Annotated in this window: 17 protein-coding genes; 6 read left to right on the top strand and 11 right to left on the bottom strand. The window is 69.8% G+C overall.

Translation table 11 applies throughout. The features are described from left to right. Positions 1-48: 48 nt before the first annotated feature. From NUV94_02715 to NUV94_02695, 5 genes are all read right to left on the bottom strand, one after another. The gene (locus tag NUV94_02715) at positions 49-870 is read right to left on the bottom strand and encodes a glycoside hydrolase family 31 protein (protein ID MCR4391701.1); all 822 of its coding nucleotides are present in this window, start codon (positions 868-870) and stop codon (positions 49-51) included. Positions 871-994: 124 nt separating this feature from the next. Continuing rightward, positions 995-1,942, bottom strand: a complete 948-nt coding sequence (locus NUV94_02710) for a hypothetical protein (GenBank protein MCR4391700.1) — start codon at positions 1,940-1,942, stop codon at positions 995-997. 230 nt (positions 1,943-2,172) lie between these two features. Further along, positions 2,173-2,571, bottom strand: coding sequence for a cytidine deaminase (locus NUV94_02705; protein MCR4391699.1), 399 nt, complete (start codon positions 2,569-2,571; stop codon positions 2,173-2,175). A 39-nt stretch (positions 2,572-2,610) separates the two neighbouring features. Beyond that, entirely contained in the window at positions 2,611-3,309 is a 699-nt protein-coding gene (locus NUV94_02700; protein ID MCR4391698.1) for a hypothetical protein, read from the bottom strand. Further along, positions 3,306-4,925, bottom strand: coding sequence for an AMP-binding protein (locus NUV94_02695; protein ID MCR4391697.1), 1,620 nt, complete (start codon positions 4,923-4,925; stop codon positions 3,306-3,308). The genes NUV94_02700 and NUV94_02695 overlap by 4 nt, the downstream gene beginning before the upstream one ends. A 45-nt stretch (positions 4,926-4,970) precedes the next feature. Between NUV94_02695 and NUV94_02690 the strand changes: the two genes are divergently transcribed. Genes NUV94_02690 through ruvX form a run of 4 tightly spaced genes read left to right on the top strand, consistent with a single transcriptional unit; the run spans position 4,971 to position 7,336 of the window. After that, positions 4,971-5,747: a hypothetical protein gene (locus NUV94_02690; protein ID MCR4391696.1), complete on the top strand. Its 777-nt coding sequence runs from the start codon at positions 4,971-4,973 to the stop codon at positions 5,745-5,747. Beyond that, positions 5,744-6,328, top strand: a complete 585-nt coding sequence (locus tag NUV94_02685; protein MCR4391695.1) for a YigZ family protein — start codon at positions 5,744-5,746, stop codon at positions 6,326-6,328. The genes NUV94_02690 and NUV94_02685 overlap by 4 nt, the downstream gene beginning before the upstream one ends. Next, on the top strand, positions 6,321-6,908 hold the full coding sequence (ruvA, locus tag NUV94_02680) for a Holliday junction branch migration protein RuvA (GenBank protein MCR4391694.1): 588 nt from the start codon (positions 6,321-6,323) through the stop codon (positions 6,906-6,908). The genes NUV94_02685 and ruvA overlap by 8 nt, the downstream gene beginning before the upstream one ends. Then, positions 6,905-7,336 (top strand): Holliday junction resolvase RuvX, encoded by a 432-nt coding sequence (gene ruvX, locus NUV94_02675; GenBank protein ID MCR4391693.1) that lies wholly within the window; start codon positions 6,905-6,907, stop codon positions 7,334-7,336. The genes ruvA and ruvX overlap by 4 nt, the downstream gene beginning before the upstream one ends. On the opposite strand, the gene trmD is transcribed toward ruvX, so the two are convergent. Genes trmD through NUV94_02645 form a run of 6 tightly spaced genes read right to left on the bottom strand, consistent with a single transcriptional unit; the run spans position 7,281 to position 11,408 of the window. Next, positions 7,281-8,006 (bottom strand): tRNA (guanosine(37)-N1)-methyltransferase TrmD, encoded by a 726-nt coding sequence (gene trmD / locus NUV94_02670; protein ID MCR4391692.1) that lies wholly within the window; start codon positions 8,004-8,006, stop codon positions 7,281-7,283. The genes ruvX and trmD overlap by 56 nt on opposite strands. Beyond that, on the bottom strand, positions 8,003-8,224 hold the full coding sequence (locus NUV94_02665) for a hypothetical protein (GenBank protein MCR4391691.1): 222 nt from the start codon (positions 8,222-8,224) through the stop codon (positions 8,003-8,005). The genes trmD and NUV94_02665 overlap by 4 nt, the downstream gene beginning before the upstream one ends. After that, entirely contained in the window at positions 8,214-8,510 is a 297-nt protein-coding gene (rpsP, locus tag NUV94_02660) for a 30S ribosomal protein S16 (protein MCR4391690.1), read from the bottom strand. The genes NUV94_02665 and rpsP overlap by 11 nt, the downstream gene beginning before the upstream one ends. 4 nt (positions 8,511-8,514) lie before the next feature. Beyond that, complete coding sequence (locus NUV94_02655) at positions 8,515-9,822, bottom strand: signal recognition particle protein Srp54 (GenBank protein ID MCR4391689.1); 1,308 nt, start codon at positions 9,820-9,822, stop codon at positions 8,515-8,517. A 10-nt stretch (positions 9,823-9,832) separates the two neighbouring features. Beyond that, positions 9,833-11,170 (bottom strand): ATP-grasp domain-containing protein, encoded by a 1,338-nt coding sequence (locus tag NUV94_02650; protein MCR4391688.1) that lies wholly within the window; start codon positions 11,168-11,170, stop codon positions 9,833-9,835. 1 nt (position 11,171) lies between these two features. After that, positions 11,172-11,408: a hypothetical protein gene (locus tag NUV94_02645; protein ID MCR4391687.1), complete on the bottom strand. Its 237-nt coding sequence runs from the start codon at positions 11,406-11,408 to the stop codon at positions 11,172-11,174. A 239-nt stretch (positions 11,409-11,647) separates the two neighbouring features. Between NUV94_02645 and NUV94_02640 the strand changes: the two genes are divergently transcribed. Further along, positions 11,648-12,955 (top strand): hemolysin family protein, encoded by a 1,308-nt coding sequence (locus NUV94_02640; protein MCR4391686.1) that lies wholly within the window; start codon positions 11,648-11,650, stop codon positions 12,953-12,955. Positions 12,956-12,966: 11 nt separating this feature from the next. Then, a complete protein-coding gene (locus NUV94_02635) occupies positions 12,967-15,618 on the top strand; it encodes a hypothetical protein (protein MCR4391685.1) in 2,652 nt (883 codons plus the stop codon). Position 15,619 lies beyond the last annotated feature (1 nt).

The following is a 15,619-nucleotide window of genomic DNA, read 5'->3' as shown; positions in this document are numbered from 1 at the left end:
TGGGTCCATTATAGTGCACGGCCGTTTCGGAGGTAAGCAGAACACAGCTTAGCGCACCGAGCCCGCCAGGGCTGGCAGGTTCGGGCGGGCGCGGGCCCGGGCTTGGGCCTCCTCCCACCGCGCCCAAAGGTCCCCGAGGGAGAGGTCGCTCCCTGCCCGGACGAACACGGGGATCACGTGGAGGGGGACGGCCACCACCGCCGTGGTTGGTCCCCGGACCACGGCCCCCGTCCACACGTCCACCCAGGTGCCCTCGGGGATGAGCACCGCCACTTGGGTCGCCCCCGGCTCCCACATCGGCCGCACCAGGATGTCCGGGCCGAGGAGGTACTGATCCCAACCGTCCACGTACTCGGGACGGCCGGGGAAGGCGAGGGCCATGGGCCGCACGATGGGGGCCCCCCGCTCGTGGGCCACCCTCGCTTGCTCGTAGAGGTAGTCGGCAAGATCCGCATGGAGCCTGGCGTAAAGGATCCAGATGGCCACGAGCTCCTCGTCGTAGCTTGGTTCAAAGTGGTAGCCCTGCGCGTCCACCTGAGCTTTGGCCCCATCCGGGGCCCACGCCCAGGGGGCGAGGTTGGCGGTGGGGCCGACCTCCATGATCGGCGAGAAGCAGGAGAACCCAAGCCACCGGGCCAGGACCTCCCGGCTGGGCCGCCCCACGTATCCTTCGGTGTCCGAACCCCAGATCGGGAAGTTGATCACGGCGGCGCGCTGGAGGGCGATGATGGATTCCCGAAGGCCCCACACGCTCGCCGCGGGATCCCCGCCCCACGCCACCGCATACCGGGAGCTCCCAGCCCACCCCGCCCGCACCAGAACTCCTCCACCCCGGCCCGGGCGAAGGCCCCGGCCGCGCGGGCAAACCAAAGAGGATACGCGTTGTGTCCCTCCCGGTAGTCCGTGCCGTCGGCGTAGCGTCCCTGGAAAACGAGGCCATCGGGGACTTTTTCATCCCCTCGGTCCAGCTTGAACCCGGCGATCCCCAGCTCGATCAAAGGGACGAGTTTCTCTTGCCACCAAGAGACGGCCTCTGGGTTCGCGAAGTCGAGGAGGCTTCCGGAAGGAAGGGGATCGCGTTCCGCACGTGGTAGCCGTAGGAGAGGGCCTCCTGCCGCACGGGGTCGGTGACCCAGGGCCCGACCCAAAGGACGGGATGGATCCCCTTTTCCCGCAGCCAGGCCAGCATCGCCGGGGCATTGGGGAACCGGACCGGGTCGAACGCGAGGGTCCCATAGCCCAAGGGGCCTTCCGCCCACGGCCGGTCCAGGATGTACACGGAGCACGGGATCCCCAGGGCCTCCATCATCAGCACATCCTCCACCACCATCGAGTTGGACGGGGTGGGGTTAGGGGTCCCGTCGTAGAACGTGGGGAGGTTCCAGGCCTCGTCCCGCCACCGCCAGGGCCCGAACGCCCACCGCGGGGGGAGGACGGCGGTTCCCACGGTGCGGGCGTAGCGGGCCACAACGTCGAGGGGAGTGGGGCCAGGCAACACCCGAAACACAAGCTCCGGCCCTTCGTACCCCACCGTAACCTGGGTTGGGGTAAGCCGGCCGAGGGCATCCCGGCCGAACCGGAAGATCCCCGGCCATGAGCTCTCCACGTACAGGCCCCATCCCCGGGACGAGACGAAAAACGGAGCGTAGAGGGCGTGGGTGGGAAGGATATAGAGCCAGACCGTCTGGCCCCGTAAATTGAGCCCGGAGAGGCGGGGCGGAAAGTGCTCGTGGAGTATCCCCTGCTCCGGCCGCTCCATGAGCCCGTAGAACCCCTCCTCTGCCCCCACCTCCAAGACCACCCCTAGCCGTTCCCACCGGGCTTTACCTGCGATAGAAAACCTGACCTGGACCACCCCTTCCTCCACCATCCGGAGGACCACCCGGGCTACCCGCCCGTCAGTAACCCGGTAGGTGAGGCATACTTCTCCACCGCTTTCCACCACCAAAGGCTTTCCGGTGAGGTAGCGCCGGCCAGGCCAACCCTCCACATAAAAGGCCGGCCGGGGAAGCGCAGGGCAACAAGGGGATCACCCGCATACTCTAGCTCCAGGGCAAAGGGGACCTCCTGGATCGCCCAGGCCATCTCCCCATACCCCAAGCCCAAACGCTCCCCAGGAGAACAAGGGCCAACACAAGCCCCTGGCCTACGCTCATGGTTATCCGAGCCCTCTTATTTGCCGAGGTTCTTCGGGCCAAAGCCGTGGGGCAAAAGCTCGGAAAGGCAGGCCGTACGGCACTTTTGCCCCTCCCCGTCGGCCATGATCACGAGGAGATCCGGGGCGAACTCGTAAAGCACCTGCCGGCACGCCCCGCACGGGGAACACGGGGCGTCCCCGCAGGCCACGGCCAGGGCGAGGAAATCCCGGGCCCCCTCGGACACGGCCTTGAACAGGGCCACCCGTTCCGCGCAGACCGTGAGGCCGTAGGACGCGTTCTCCACGTTGCCCCCGGTGAACACGCGGCCGTCCGCGGCGAGGAGGGCCGCCCCCACCGGGAACTTCGAGTACGGGGCGTAGGCGCGCTTTCGCGCCTCCACCGCAAGCCGCACCAGCTCCTTTTCGTCCGTCACTGCCTCCCTCGCCAAGGCCTGGTTTTACCGGGGTGGGAATCAGAACCGGATCACCAGTCCTGCCGCCCCGGTGTACCCCCCCACGCGGATCCCCCACGCCCCGGGCGCTTGGAACAGGGGGAAGAACAGGCCACCTCGGACGAACAGGCGCAAGAACGGGAGCCCGAGCTCGACGTCCGCGGCGAGCGTGGCCCCACCGGCGGACCAGGTGATCCCCGCGAGGGGAAGTTGGGCGATGAGGTCGGCCAGGACCGGATCGGTGGACGTGGCCTCGGGTACGACCCCGCCCCCGGAGAACCCCAGCCCCGCCCCCATGCCCACCGCGAGGACCGCCAAGTCCAGCCGGCCCCACCACGAGAGGCCCAAGTGGTAGGCGGAAAGCCCGAAGTCCACGTGCACCGGGGGGTCGGCGAGGTCCACCCCACCCAGCGGCCACAGGCCCAAGCCTCGCAGGATCCCGTCGGTGAGGACTGCCCATTCCACCTCCAGGGCCCCCGCAGGGAGGGGCACGGAGATGAACCCACCGAGGAGGGGGAACGGAAGGAGGTCAGGCACCTCGGCGAGGAACCCCACGAGTTCGGCCAGGGCCTCCGGCGGGGCGCCGAGATCATCGGCCAGATCCAGCACGTAGGCCTTCGTCCCGGCCAGGTCGAGGGCATCGGCCCACACCCCGAGCCCGATCCCTTGGCCGAGGGCCACGGCCGGGCACAACACGGCCACGAGAAGCCCGCGTTTCACGTTCCACCTCCATGGTGCTCCAGCTCACGCTTCCGCAGCTCGGCACGCTTGATCTTGCCGCTCGGGGTCTTGGGGAGGTCGGTCACGAACTCGATCTCCCGCGGGTACTTGTAGGGAGCGGTGACCTGCTTCACGTGATCCTGGAGCTCCTGGACCAATGCCTCCGACGGCTGGTACCCCCGGGCCAGGACCACGAACGCCTTCACGATCTGGCCCCGCACCGGATGCGGAGCCCCGATCACCGCCGCCTCCACCACCGCCGGGTGGGAAACAAGGGCGTCCTCCACTTCGAACGGCCCGATCCGGTACCCCGAGGCCTTGATCACGTCGTCGGCCCGGCCCTCGAAGAAGAAGTAGCCCTCCTCGTCCACCCGCACCAGGTCCCCGGTGCGGTACCACTTCCCGGAGAACACCTGGCGGGTGAGGTCGGGGTCCCTCCAGTACCCGTCGAAGATCCCAGGGCTCCCCACCGGGACCGCGATCTCCCCCACCTCCCCCGGCCCCACCGGCTGGCCCTCCTCGTCCACCGGGGTCGCCCCGGGGCCTGGGGTGGGGACGCCCATGGATCCGGGTTTCACGGGAAGCCCCGGGTAGTTGCACACCAGGCACACCGACTCCGTTTGCCCGTACCCGTCGCGGATCGTGACCCCGAACGCGTCGCGGAACACCTCGATCGGCTCCACGTTCAGGGGCTCCCCGGCCGAGAGCGCATCCTTCAAAGAGATCTTGTATCGACTCAGGTTTGGTACCTGGACGATCATCCGGTATTCGGTGGGGGTGGCACAGAGTTTGGTGATCGGGTAGCGGGTGAGCAGTTCCAGGTACCGCTCGGCGTCGAACTTCCCGTGGTACACGAACTGGGTTGCCCCGGTGGTCAGCCCGACCCCCAGCGGCGACCAGTACCACTTCGCCCACCCCGGGGCGGTGGTGGCCCAGATCAGGTCGTCCGGGGACGCGTCCCACCAGTAGCGGGCGGTGACGCGGGAATGCCCGTACATCCAGCGGTGCCGGTGCATCACGGGCTTGGGGTTGCCGGTGGTGCCAGAGGTGAAGTTGATCGTCATCGGATCGTGGGCGGAGGTAGGCACCGGGGGGACGGCCGGGGCGCGTTCCACTTCCTTCTCGAACTGGAGCCACCCGTCCCGCTCGCCGCCGATGAGGATGAAGTGCTCCAGTGGGCACTGCCCCCGCGCTGCCTCCACCTCGTCGAACGTGATCGTGTGGGCCACCACCACCCGGGCGCCTGCGGTTTCCGCCCGGTACACGATGTCCTTGGCCCGCACCATCTCCGTGCACGGCACGGCCACCCCGCCTGCTTTGAACGTGCCGATCTGGGCGATGAACGCCTCGGGAAGCCGGGGAAAGATGTGGAGCACAGGATCCCCTTTCCGAACCCCAAGCCGCATCAGCACCGCGGCGAACCGGGAGGAAAGATCCGAAAGCTGCCGCCACGTGAGGGCCCGCTTTTCCCCGGACTCCGATTCCCACAGGATGCAGGCCCGATCGGGGCGGGCCCTGGCGTGGGCGTCTACCACCGCGGCGATGTTGTACCCGTCGGGGATGTTCCAGCGGAACTCGCGGCGTTCGCGTTCGTACTGTTCGCGCGTGAAGACCATGTTCACCCCTTTGCCAAGTCGTCTTCCGTTGGCTACTGTTATAGCATGGCCCATTGTGGACAGGCAAGTGAGGCCCGGGCGGTGGTGGTCCTCTCGCCGGCGGCGTCGCGGCGGCTCATCGCCCGCGGGGTGGCCGCCCTGCCCCAGGTGCGACGGGCCCTGCGGGAGGGCCTGGTCGTGGTGACCCTGGGCACGACCAACGCCTACGTGGCCGAGGAGCTCCTCGGGCGGCCGGTGGAGAAGGAGCGCTTTTGCGCTGGCTACATCGGGGAGGGCCTGACCTGGGTGCCTCCTGAACGCCAAATGAGGCCCCTTGTCCTCCGCCATGGGCAGCCGGTTGAGCTTGCCCTGGACGAGGTGATCGCCGAGCTCGCCTGCGGGGACGTGCTCGTCAAAGGAGCCAACGTCCTCGACCCCGACGGGATGTGCGGGGTGTTCATGGCCTCGGAGGCCGGGGGCACGGTGGGGAAGTTCGTGCCGCCCGCCCTGGCCCGGGGGGTGGAGGTCGTGATCCCCGTCTCCTGTGCCAAGTCCATCCACGGCTCCGTGGCCGATCTCGCCCAGGAGCTCGGGGCGGGGCGGCTCAAATGGTCGGCCGGGTTCAAGGTGGGCCTCTATCCGCTCACGGGCACGGTGGTGACCGAGGTGGAGGCGGTGGAGATCGTGTACGGCGTGCGGGCAGCGCACGTGGCGAGCGGCGGGGTCGGTCCGGGGACCGGTGCGGTGACCCTGCTCCTCGTCGGGGAGGAGGCCAAGGTCGACCGGGCATTCGCCGACCTTTCCGACCTGAGCCGGGACGAGTCCCCTCCCTGCGTGGGATGAGGACCATCGTGCGGGCCGCTCAGGCCAAGATCACCCGGGAACGGTCCCGGTTCCTCGCGTTCGCCGTGCCGGTGGTGTCCGTAGAGCAGGTGGAGCACGAGCTCGGCCGGCTGCGGCGGGAGCATCACGGGGCCCGTCACATCCCGCACGCGTATCGTCTCGCCACCGGCGAGGCCCGCGCCAGCGATGACGGCGAGCCGGCCGGATCGGCGGGCCGTCCGATCCGTTCGCTTCTGGAGGCCGAAGACCTGGGCGGAGTGCTGGTGGCGGTGGTCCGGTACTTCGGCGGGGTGAAGCTCGGGGTTGGGAACCTAGCTCGGGCGTACCGGGATGCGGCCCGGGAGGCCCTCAGCCTCGCCGGCGTGCGGGAGTTGGTCCCCGAGGTCCAGGTGTGGGTGGTCATCTCGCCCGGGCGAATGGGCGCAGCCCTGGCTCAAATAGAACGGCTGGGGGCGCGCATCCTGGGCCAGGAAGTGGGGGAGCAGGTGAGGCTCACCGTGGCCCTTCCCCAGGAGAAGTTCCCCGTCCTCCGGGCTGCGGTAGCCCCGTGGGGCCAGGTGGAGGAGGTCGGTCCTGGTTGAGTTCCTAGCGGGCACGGCCGTGGAGCGGGGGGAGGACTTCCTGGTCCTGGCCCTGGGCGGGCTCGGCCTGCGGGTGGCCGTGCCCGGCCGTACCGTAGGCCAGATCTCGCTAGGGGAGTCGGTGCACCTCTTCACCCACCTCGTGGTGCGCGAGGACGGCCTTGACCTCTTCGGGTTCGCCACCCGCGAGGAACGGGAGATGTTCGTGGCCCTCCTCTCCGTGCCCCAGGTCGGGCCCAAGCTCGCGTTTCGCCTGGTGGCCGCCCTGCCCCCGACCGAGCTTGCGGCCGCGGTGCGGTGCGGGGACCTGTCGGCCCTCGACGGGGTGAAGGGGATCGGCCGCCGCACCGCTCAGCGGGTGATGGTTGAGCTCTCCGAGCGCCTGGCCAAGTGGGCCCCGGGCGTGTCCAAGCCGATGGGGGAGAAGGAACAGGTGGTGCTGCGGGCCCTCACCTCCAGGGTGCTCGGGTTCTCCGAGGCCGAGGCCCGGCGGGCCGTGGAGAAGCTCGTTCGGGAGTGCCCGGACGCCTCGGTGGAGGAGATGATCCGGCGCGCGCTGGCCATTCTCGCCAAGACATGAGGGCGATCGCGTTCGACATCGGCGATCGGCGGGTGGGGATCGCCGCCTCCGACGAGACCGGGACGGTGGCCCAGGGCCGTGGGGTCTACCACCGGCGGTCGCCGGGGGAAGATGTCGCTTGCCTCGCCCGGCTCGCCCGGGAGCTCGGGGCGGTGGCGATCGTGGTCGGGCTTCCCCTGAACATGAACGGGACGGAGGGGGAGCAAGCGGCCAAGGTACGGGCCCTGGCCGAGACCGTGGCCGAACGGGCCGGACTCCCCCTCCACTACGTGGATGAGCGCCTGACCTCGATCGAGGCCGACCGCGCCCTGCGCGAGGGCGGCCGGTCCTGGCGGAAGCGTCGGGCCAAGGAGGACGAGGTCTCCGCGGTCCTCATCCTGCAGGCTTGGCTGGACCAGCGGAGGGGCGGGGCGGAAGGTTCAGGCTGAGGAGATCGGGGCGGTTGCGGAGGGTCTTGCGCCACGCCTCCCGCTCTCTGTAGCGGCGGATACGCTCGTGGTCCCCGGAGAGGAGGACATCGGGCACGCTCATCCCCTGGAAGGCCCGTGGTCGGGTGTACTGGGGGTAGCCGAGGCGGGGACCGGCGAAGAAGGAATCGGTGGCCGCGGATTGGTATCGCCCTACCACCCCGGGCACCATCCGCGCCGTGGCCTCCACCACCGCCGCCGCTGCCAGCTCCCCCCCGGCGAGCACGTAGTCCCCGATGGAGAGTTCCAAGTCGGCACGCGCGGCCAGCCGCTCGTCCACCCCTTCGTACCGACCACACAACAGGGTTACGGCCCACTGGCGGGCGAGGGCCTTGGCGATCTCCTGGCGGAACAGGACCCCTTGGGCGGAGAGGAGCACCACGTACGGCGGCCTCCCGGCCTCCCGTTCGACGGCGGTGATCGCTCGGAAGAACGGCTCTGGCCGCATCACCATCCCCGCCCCTCCCCCGAACGGACGGTCGTCCACAATGCCCCGGGGGTCCGGGGAGAACGCGTGCAGGTCGTGGACGTGGATCTCGATGAGCCCCTTGTCCTGCGCCCCGCGGAGGATCCCCTCCGAGAAGAAGGGCAGGAGCATGTCTGGGTACAAGGTGACGACGTCGAACCTCATCGCCAGTCCACCATCACCGTGCGCCCGGTCCGCGCCCCCACCGTCTCGATTACCCTTGCCAGCGCGTCCCGGTCCCGGGGGCTCAATCGGGTTTGGTCGGATTCAGGTACGCGCAAGAATAGGAAATCGACGTGGGCAGACCACACATGGTCCACCTGGACCTCCGCCGGGCGATCGCTGACCGCCCGCAGGAGGTAGCGGGCCAGTTCAGCCAGCATCCCCTTCGGCCTTGGGCCGGCCGTAGCGGGCCTCGTGCCAGGCCCGCATGACGCCGCTTCGGGAAAGGAGCCGCCGCGCGGCCGGGGTGGGCTGGGCCCCCTTCTGGAGCCAGGCCAGGGCTGCTTCCACGTCCACCGCAACCTCTGCCGGCTGGGCGAGCGGATTGTAATAGCCGATTTCGGCCACCGTACGGCCGTCCCGCTTCTCCGCCGCATCCACCACGACCACCCGGTAGCTGGGCTGCTTCCGCTTGCCCACCCGCATCAACCTGATCCTTGCCGCCATGCCATCACCTCGTCATCTTGGGAAACCCACCCCGTCCCGGAGGCACCCGTCGCCGGCTCCACTCGCGGACGAGCCGCCGGGCCTGCTCGTACTGGGACAGGAGTTGGTTCACTTCCTGTACGGTGGTCCCCGAACCCCTGGCGATCCGCCGCTTCCGGCTGGCTCCGATTATATGGGGGTGACGGCGCTCCTCAACCGTCATCGATTGGATGATGGCTCGAGTCCGCTTGAGCTCCGCCTCCAGCTCGGGATCGGCGGCCATCTTCCCCAAGCCCGGTATCCGGGAAAGCAGTTGGTCCAGGGGCCCGGCCCGGCCCATCGCCTCGAGCTGAGCGAGGAAATCGTCCAGGGTGAGCGCCCCCTCCCGGGCCCGGGCCGCGGTCACCGCCAGCCGTTCGCCCCCGGCCTCCTCCAGTTTCTCCGCGAGCCCCGCCAGGTCTCCCAGGCCGAGGATGCGGTCGGCCATCCGCTCCGGGTAGAACGCCTCCAGGTCCTCCGGTTTTTCCCCCACGCCCACGAACGTCACCGGCCGGCCGAGGCGGCTGGGCAGGGACAGGGCAGCCCCACCCCGGGCGTCGCCGTCCAGCTTGGTCAACACGACCCCCGTCACGCCGAGCGGGGCGAACGCCGCGGCCATCCCCACCGCCTCCTGTCCCACCATCGCGTCCAGCACCAGAAGGACGTCGCCCGGCTTCACCCGGGCCACCACCTCCACCAGAAACCCCGGGGGCGGGGTCCCGGGCGGGGCCCCAGGCGTGTCCACGATCAACACGTCCAGGAGGTCCCGCCGGGCCTGGTCCACCGCTGCCGCTACCCCGGCCACCGGGTCGGCCCCGGCTTGGGCGAACGCCGCCCCCACCCGGGCGGCGAGGGTTGCCAGTTGCTCGGCGGCTGCGGGCCGGTACGGGTCTGCGCATACGAGGAGGGATCTATGGCCCTTGTGCGCGAGGTACCGGGCGAGCTTCCCGGCAGTGGTGGTCTTGCCCGACCCGGCCGGTCCCACGAGCACCACCACCGCTGGCCGACCGGCCAGGCGCAGCTTGGCCGCCTCACCCATCACCGCCGCCATCTCCTGGCGCACGATGCCGAGGAGCTGCTGAGCCGGGGTCAGGGACTCCGCCACCTTCTCCCCGATCGCCCGCTCCTCCACCCGAGCAAGGAAATCCCGCACCACCTGGTAGTGCACGTCGGCGGCGAGCAGGGCTTGCCGGATCTCGCGCAGCCCGCTCTCTACCTCGGCCGGGGAAAGGCGGCCTTGGCCGCGGAGGCGCTGGAAGACCTGGGAAAGCCGATCGGTCAGGGATTCGAACACACAGGGGAGTCTACAGGCCGGGGGAAAGCCGCTCAAGGAAATCGGTGGCCAGGCGGCCGGACGCGAAGTCGGGGTGGGAGATGATCTCCAGGAGCAGGTCCCGGTTGGTGCTGATCCCCCGGACCTGGAACCGCCTCAACGCGGAGTACAGGCGCACCCGGGCCTCCTCCCGCGTCTCGCCGTGGGCGATGACCTTGGCCAGCAGGGGATCGTAGTAGGGGAGGACCTCCATGCCCTGGTAGAGGTGGGTGTCCACCCGCACGCCGATCCCCCCGGGCAGGTGGTCGATCCACAAGCGGCCGGAGGAGGGGAGGAACCCGCGGGCCGGGTCCTCGGCGTTGATCCGGCACTCGATGGCGTGGCCCCACAGCTCCACCTGCTCTTGCTCGTAGCCGAGGGGGGCTCCCCGGGCGAGGCGCAGTTGCTCCCGCACCAGGTTCCGGCCCACCAGCACCTCCGACACCGGGTGCTCCACCTGGATGCGGGCGTTGACCTCGATGAAGTAGAAGTCGTCGCCGTCCACAAGGAATTCCACCGTGCCCACGCCCACGTACCCGAGGGCCCGCGCCGCACGCACCGCGGCCGCGCACAGCCGGGCCCGCTGCCCAGGAGCCAACCCGGGGGCTGGCGCCTCCTCCACCAGCTTCTGGTGGCGCCGCTGCACGGTGCAGTCGCGGGTGCCCCAGTACACCACGTGGCCATGGGCATCGGCCAGGATCTGCACCTCCACGTGGCGGGGGGAGGGCAGCCATCGCTCCAAGAATAGGCGCCCGTCGCCGAACGCGACCCTGGCCTCCTCGCGGGCCCGGGGGAGGAGCGCCCGCAGCTCCTCCTCCGAGCGCACGAGGCGGATCCCCCGCCCCCCGCCCCCGGCCACTGCCTTGAGGAGGAGGGGGAACCCGAGCTCGTTCGCGCGGACCATGAGGTCGGCTTCCCCGTCGAGCGGCTCGCTCCCCGGGAGCACCGGCACCCCGGCTTGGGCCACCCGCCGCTTGGCCTCCACCTTGTCGTTGGCCAGGTGGAGCACCTCCGGCGGGGGGCCGATGAACGTGATGCCGTGCTCTGCGCACACCTCGGCCAGGTCCTCGTTCTCGGACAGGAACCCATACCCGGGGTGGAGGGCATCCGCTCCGCTGACCTCGCACGCGGCGATGAGGGCGGGGATGGAAAGATACGAGCGGCGGGGATCGGCGGGGCCGATGCAGATCGCCTCCGCCGCCTCCCGCACGTGGAGCGCCCCTCGCTCGGCCTCGGAGAACACGGCCACCGTGGTCAACCCCTCCTCCCGGCACGCCTCGAGGATGCGGAGGGCGATCTCGCCACGGTTGGCGATCAGGACCTTCTCCACCCTAACCCACCCGCAACCGGAACAGGGGCTGGCCGTACTCCACCGGGCTCCCGTCCTCGGCCAGCACTTCCTCCACCACTCCGCTTGCTTCCGCGCGGACCTCGTTCATCACCTTCATCGCTTCCACGACGCACACCACCTGGCCCGGGACCACCCGATCCCCCACCTTCACGAAGGATGGCTGATCCGGCGCCGGACGGGACCAGAACGTGCCCACCACCGGCGAGCGGATCAGCACCCCTACCTCCGGGGGGGCGGCCGCCGGGCCCGGGGCGGCGACGGCGGCCCGCCGGAGGGTGATGCGCCGCCCTCCTTCCTCTACGGTGAGCTCGGTCAACCCCTCTTCCCGAAGGATGGCGCACAGCTTGCGCAGTTCCTCTAGATCCAACGTCCCTCCTTTGGTGAAATTGTACCGGCACCTCGGCACCCCGGCTCTGCCCCGCTCGGGCCACGTAGGGACTATAATGCCAAGGGGTGATGCAAAGGGTGACGACGGGATCGCGAAGCATCTTGTTGATCTTCCTCCTCCTTCTGTCCGCGTTCTTCTCTGGGGCGGAGACGGCCCTGACTTCCCTTCCTGACCCGAGGGTTCGCCACCTCCTCACCCACGCCCGCTCCCGCCGCCAGGCCAAGGCCCTCGAGCACCTGCTCAGGGAGCCCAACGATCTGATCACCTGCCTCCTCATCTTCAACAACCTCGTCAACGTGGGGGCAGCGGCGTTGGCCACGCTGGTCTTCCTGCAGCTGCTGCCGGCTGCCCTGCCCACCTACGCCTCCGGGCTCATCACCACGTTCGTCATGACCGCCCTCCTCCTCGTCATCGGCGAGATCACCCCCAAGAACCTGGCCAAGAACCGGCCGGAGGCGGTGGCATTGGCGGTGGTGGTGCCGGTGTGGGGGCTGACCCGAATCAGCCGCCCGGTGGTGCGCGCCATGCGCGCTGTGTCCAGGGGCCTCGTCCGCCCGCTCGGGGAGGAGTTCCTGGTGCGGGAGAAGACGCCGCTCTCGAAAGAACAGCTCCTGTCCTTGATCGAGGCCGGTGAGGAGCGGGGCGCCATCTCCCCCCAGCACGGGGAGATGATGGAGCGGATCCTGGCCCTGGACGAGATCACCGCCGAGGACGTCATGGTCCCCCGCATGGACATGAAGGCCATCGAGGTCGGGACGCCTCTGCCAGAGGTGCTCAAGTTCGTGGTCGCCGACGGCCATTCTCGATTCCCGGTGTACCGGGGGGTGCGGGACCACGTGATCGGCGTGCTCCACGCCAAGGACCTCCTCGCGTACCTGGGAGACTGCCAGGCGGATGTGTCGCTGACGAACATCCTGCGGCCGGTATCCTACGTCCCCACCACCAAGCCGATCAGCGCGCTCCTGCGGCAGTTCCAGCAGGAGCGGTCCCACATGGCGGTGGTGGTGGACGAGTACGGCGGGGTGGCAGGCATCGTCACCCTGGAGGACATCCTGGAGGAGATCGTGGGCGAGATCGAGGACGAGTACGACCGGCGCCGGTCCCGACCGCTCATCCGCCGGCTTTCGGCGACCGAGGCGTTGGTGGACGGGGACGCGGAGATCCGTACCATCAACCGCACCTTGGAGCTGGACCTCCCCGAGGAGGAGGCGGTGACCATCGCCGGCCTCATCCTGGAGAAGCTGGGCGACATCCCGGAGAAGGGGACGCGGCTGACCATCGGGCGGGCGGACATCACCGTGGAAAGCGCGAGCGAGCGGGAGATCACCTCGGTGCGCCTCACCATCCTCCCGGAGCCGGCCCCCGAAGAGGAGTGAAAGGAGACCCATTGCGCATTTTCCTGTTCTCCATGATGGCCGTGGTGGCGGCCCAGGCGGCGTGGGGTGCGGACATCCGCATCGAGGCCCGGTTCTTGCCCGAGGAGCACGTGATCGCCGGGAGCCAATGGGTGCGGTGGGAGAACGCGCCCGGTGAGGCGTGGTTCGCCCTCCTGGCCAACCTGGGCCGAGCGCCCAACCCCTACCTGTCCCCGGTGGTCCAGGACGCGACCTACGTGGCCGGGTTCGACCCGTCGTGGACGGAGATCGACAGCGTGGTCTGGGCCACCCCGGCCGGGGAGGCAGAGGTCGCCTACGAGCTCCTCCCGGCGCCGCCGACCGTGCAGACCTATTCTCTGGACGATGTGCTCCTGCGGGTGGAGCTCCCGCCCGGGGATGGGGAGCTGCGCATCGACTTCCGCACCCGGTTCCCCCATGTGTGGGGTGGGGAGCCGGGCCGGCTTGGGGACCTGTACACGTGGCGGTTCGGATGGCATCCCATCACGTTTGCCCCGCCCGCAGCCGACCCCTGGCCCCTGATCCTCCCGGCCCATGACTACGAGCTCGTGCTCAGGCTTCCCTCGGGCTGGGACGCGGCGCTGCCGGGGGAGGCCACCCGAGAGGAGGATGACGCCGGGATCTCCTTCACCACGCGGTTCGGCCATCCGGTACGCTCGGTGTCCCTGTTCTTCGGTCCCGGCGACAAGTTGCGCTGGGTTCGTCTACCGCTGGAGGGCCTCACCGTGGACGCGGTGGCCCTGCCGGGGGACGAGGACCAGGTGCGGGCCCTGGCCACGTATGTGCAGGAGATCCTCGATTACTACGGGGACCGATACGGACCGTATCCCCACGACCGGCTCCTCCTCGTGGAGCACCCCAACGAGGTGGGGATGGCGCTGACGGCCGACGGGGCCGTGTACTTGCCTCGCTGGTTCTTCGCGCGCCAGGACCTCACCGCTGGGGGCATCCTCTCCCGCTACGGGCGGTACATCCTCGCCCACGAGCTCGCCCACCTGTGGTGGGGGATCGGGATCGGGGTGGACCTGGACGCGGAGAACTGGCTGTCGGAGGGGATGGCCCAGTACCTCGCCATCCGCTGGTACGAGGAGGCGTTCGGGGCCGAGGGGGGCAACGTGTTCCAGTTCGCCCAGGCCGGGCTCGGCGAGGGCATCGCCAAGTTCATGCTCGGGTTCGTGAACCTGCGTGAGCACCTCACCGAGCTCCCCTACCTCGGGACCGCGTTTCAGGGGTTCGACGAGGCGGTGGTCAAGCCCACCGCCGAGGTCCGCTATGGCCAAGTGAGCGGGGTGCGCCTGTACGACAAGGGGTACCTCGTCCTCCGTGCCCTGGCCCACCTCGTGGGCGAGGACACGTTCGACAAGGTCCTCCGCAAGATCCACGCCGCGGCCCTCGGGGGGACGGTAACCGTCGCCGACCTGCAGGCCCTCCTCGAGGAGGCCACCGGCCAGGACCTCGCGCCGTTCTTCTCCCAGTGGGTGTACGGGGACGCCCAGGCCGACTACGCCGTGGTCGGGGTCACCCGGGGCCGCGCGGAGGGAAGGCACGTGGCCTGGGTTCAGCTCCGCCGCCAGGGGACCGGGTCCATGCCGGTGACCGTGGAGGCGCGGGGGGCGGGAGGGGAGCGGGCGGCGCAGGTCTGGGCCGGGGAGGAAGCCGAGACGGTGCTGGAGTTCAGGACAGAGTTCCCGGTCCTAGAGGTGGTCGTGGACCCCGGTCACCACGCCCTGGACGTGGACCGGCTGAACAACGTGTGGCCGCGGCGGTTCGTGGTGGCCACCGAGGGCAACGCCCTGCCCTTGGACGGGTACCTGGTCCGGCCGGACGTGGAGTCGGGCGGGGTGGCCATCAGCTACCTCGACCGGTTCGGGTGGGCGGTGTACCCCCAGGCGTCGGCGGCCGGGGGGTGGGTTCGGTACGGGCGGGATTGGGAAGTGCAGGGTTGGGGGGCGATCAGCGACACGCTGGTGGGGGCGTTCTCCGTGACCCGAACGCTGTGGGCCACCCCTCCCACCGGGGCGACCAGCACGTACTGGGAGCCTGTGGGGGATGTGACGGTGACCGTCGCCCGCCGGCCCTACCTCACCCTCGGCCTGGACCTGTCCTGGCAAGAGATGATCCGCCGCGTCCACGGGGGAGGGCTCTCGTTCCTGGCCCTGCCCGGCCGTGGACAGCGGATCGCGGTCGCCCACAGCGGGCTCGTCGGGCTTGCTCCCCACACCTATTTCGGCCTCACGTTGTCCGTGGGGTTCGCCGACCCGGGGCTCCCGACGGAGCTCTTGTTCTCCCTTCCCGAGCTACGCGCGCTCGCGGTCGGCCCCGGATCCCCGCTCCCGCGAGGGGAACGGAAAGCCTTCGTTTCCGGGTGGCTGTGGTTGCCGCCGATGCGCCCGAGCTATTCGCTGGGTGGGGCGGCCCTGGTCACCGAGGTCCGCCCCCGCCTCTACCTCTCCGCGGGCCGGGTCTGGGACCACGACGCCCTTCCCACCATGATCCCCACCTACGCCGAGGTCGGCGGGGAGTTGGTGGTCCAGGTCGAGGCGTTCGGCGGGCTGGTGGCGTTCACCGGGGTGCTGGGCATGGTTTGGCCATTGCCCCCAACCGGGACGGGTATCCTCTACTTTGGCATCCAAGCCGCCCAGTAAG

Source organism: Candidatus Acetothermia bacterium (assembly GCA_024653305.1).
GTDB lineage: Bacteria > Bipolaricaulota > Bipolaricaulia > Bipolaricaulales > Bipolaricaulaceae > JACIWI01.
Note: the sequence above shows the minus strand (reverse complement) of the source record. Positions and strands in the feature narration are given on the sequence as shown.

Bases quoted from the DNA above. Each gene is read 5' to 3' on its own strand.
- ruvX (MCR4391693.1), top strand. From the start codon at position 6,905: ATGAGGGCGATCGCGTTCGACATCGGCGATCGGCGGGTGGGGATCGCC.
- NUV94_02665 (MCR4391691.1), bottom strand. From the start codon at position 8,224: ATGCTGGCTGAACTGGCCCGCTACCTCCTGCGGGCGGTCAGCGATCGC.
- NUV94_02640 (MCR4391686.1), top strand. From the start codon at position 11,648: ATGCAAAGGGTGACGACGGGATCGCGAAGCATCTTGTTGATCTTCCTC.
- NUV94_02690 (MCR4391696.1), top strand. From the start codon at position 4,971: ATGGCCCATTGTGGACAGGCAAGTGAGGCCCGGGCGGTGGTGGTCCTC.
- NUV94_02695 (MCR4391697.1), bottom strand. From the start codon at position 4,925: ATGGTCTTCACGCGCGAACAGTACGAACGCGAACGCCGCGAGTTCCGC.
- rpsP (MCR4391690.1), bottom strand. From the start codon at position 8,510: ATGGCGGCAAGGATCAGGTTGATGCGGGTGGGCAAGCGGAAGCAGCCC.
- NUV94_02685 (MCR4391695.1), top strand. From the start codon at position 5,744: ATGAGGACCATCGTGCGGGCCGCTCAGGCCAAGATCACCCGGGAACGG.
- trmD (MCR4391692.1), bottom strand. From the start codon at position 8,006: ATGAGGTTCGACGTCGTCACCTTGTACCCAGACATGCTCCTGCCCTTC.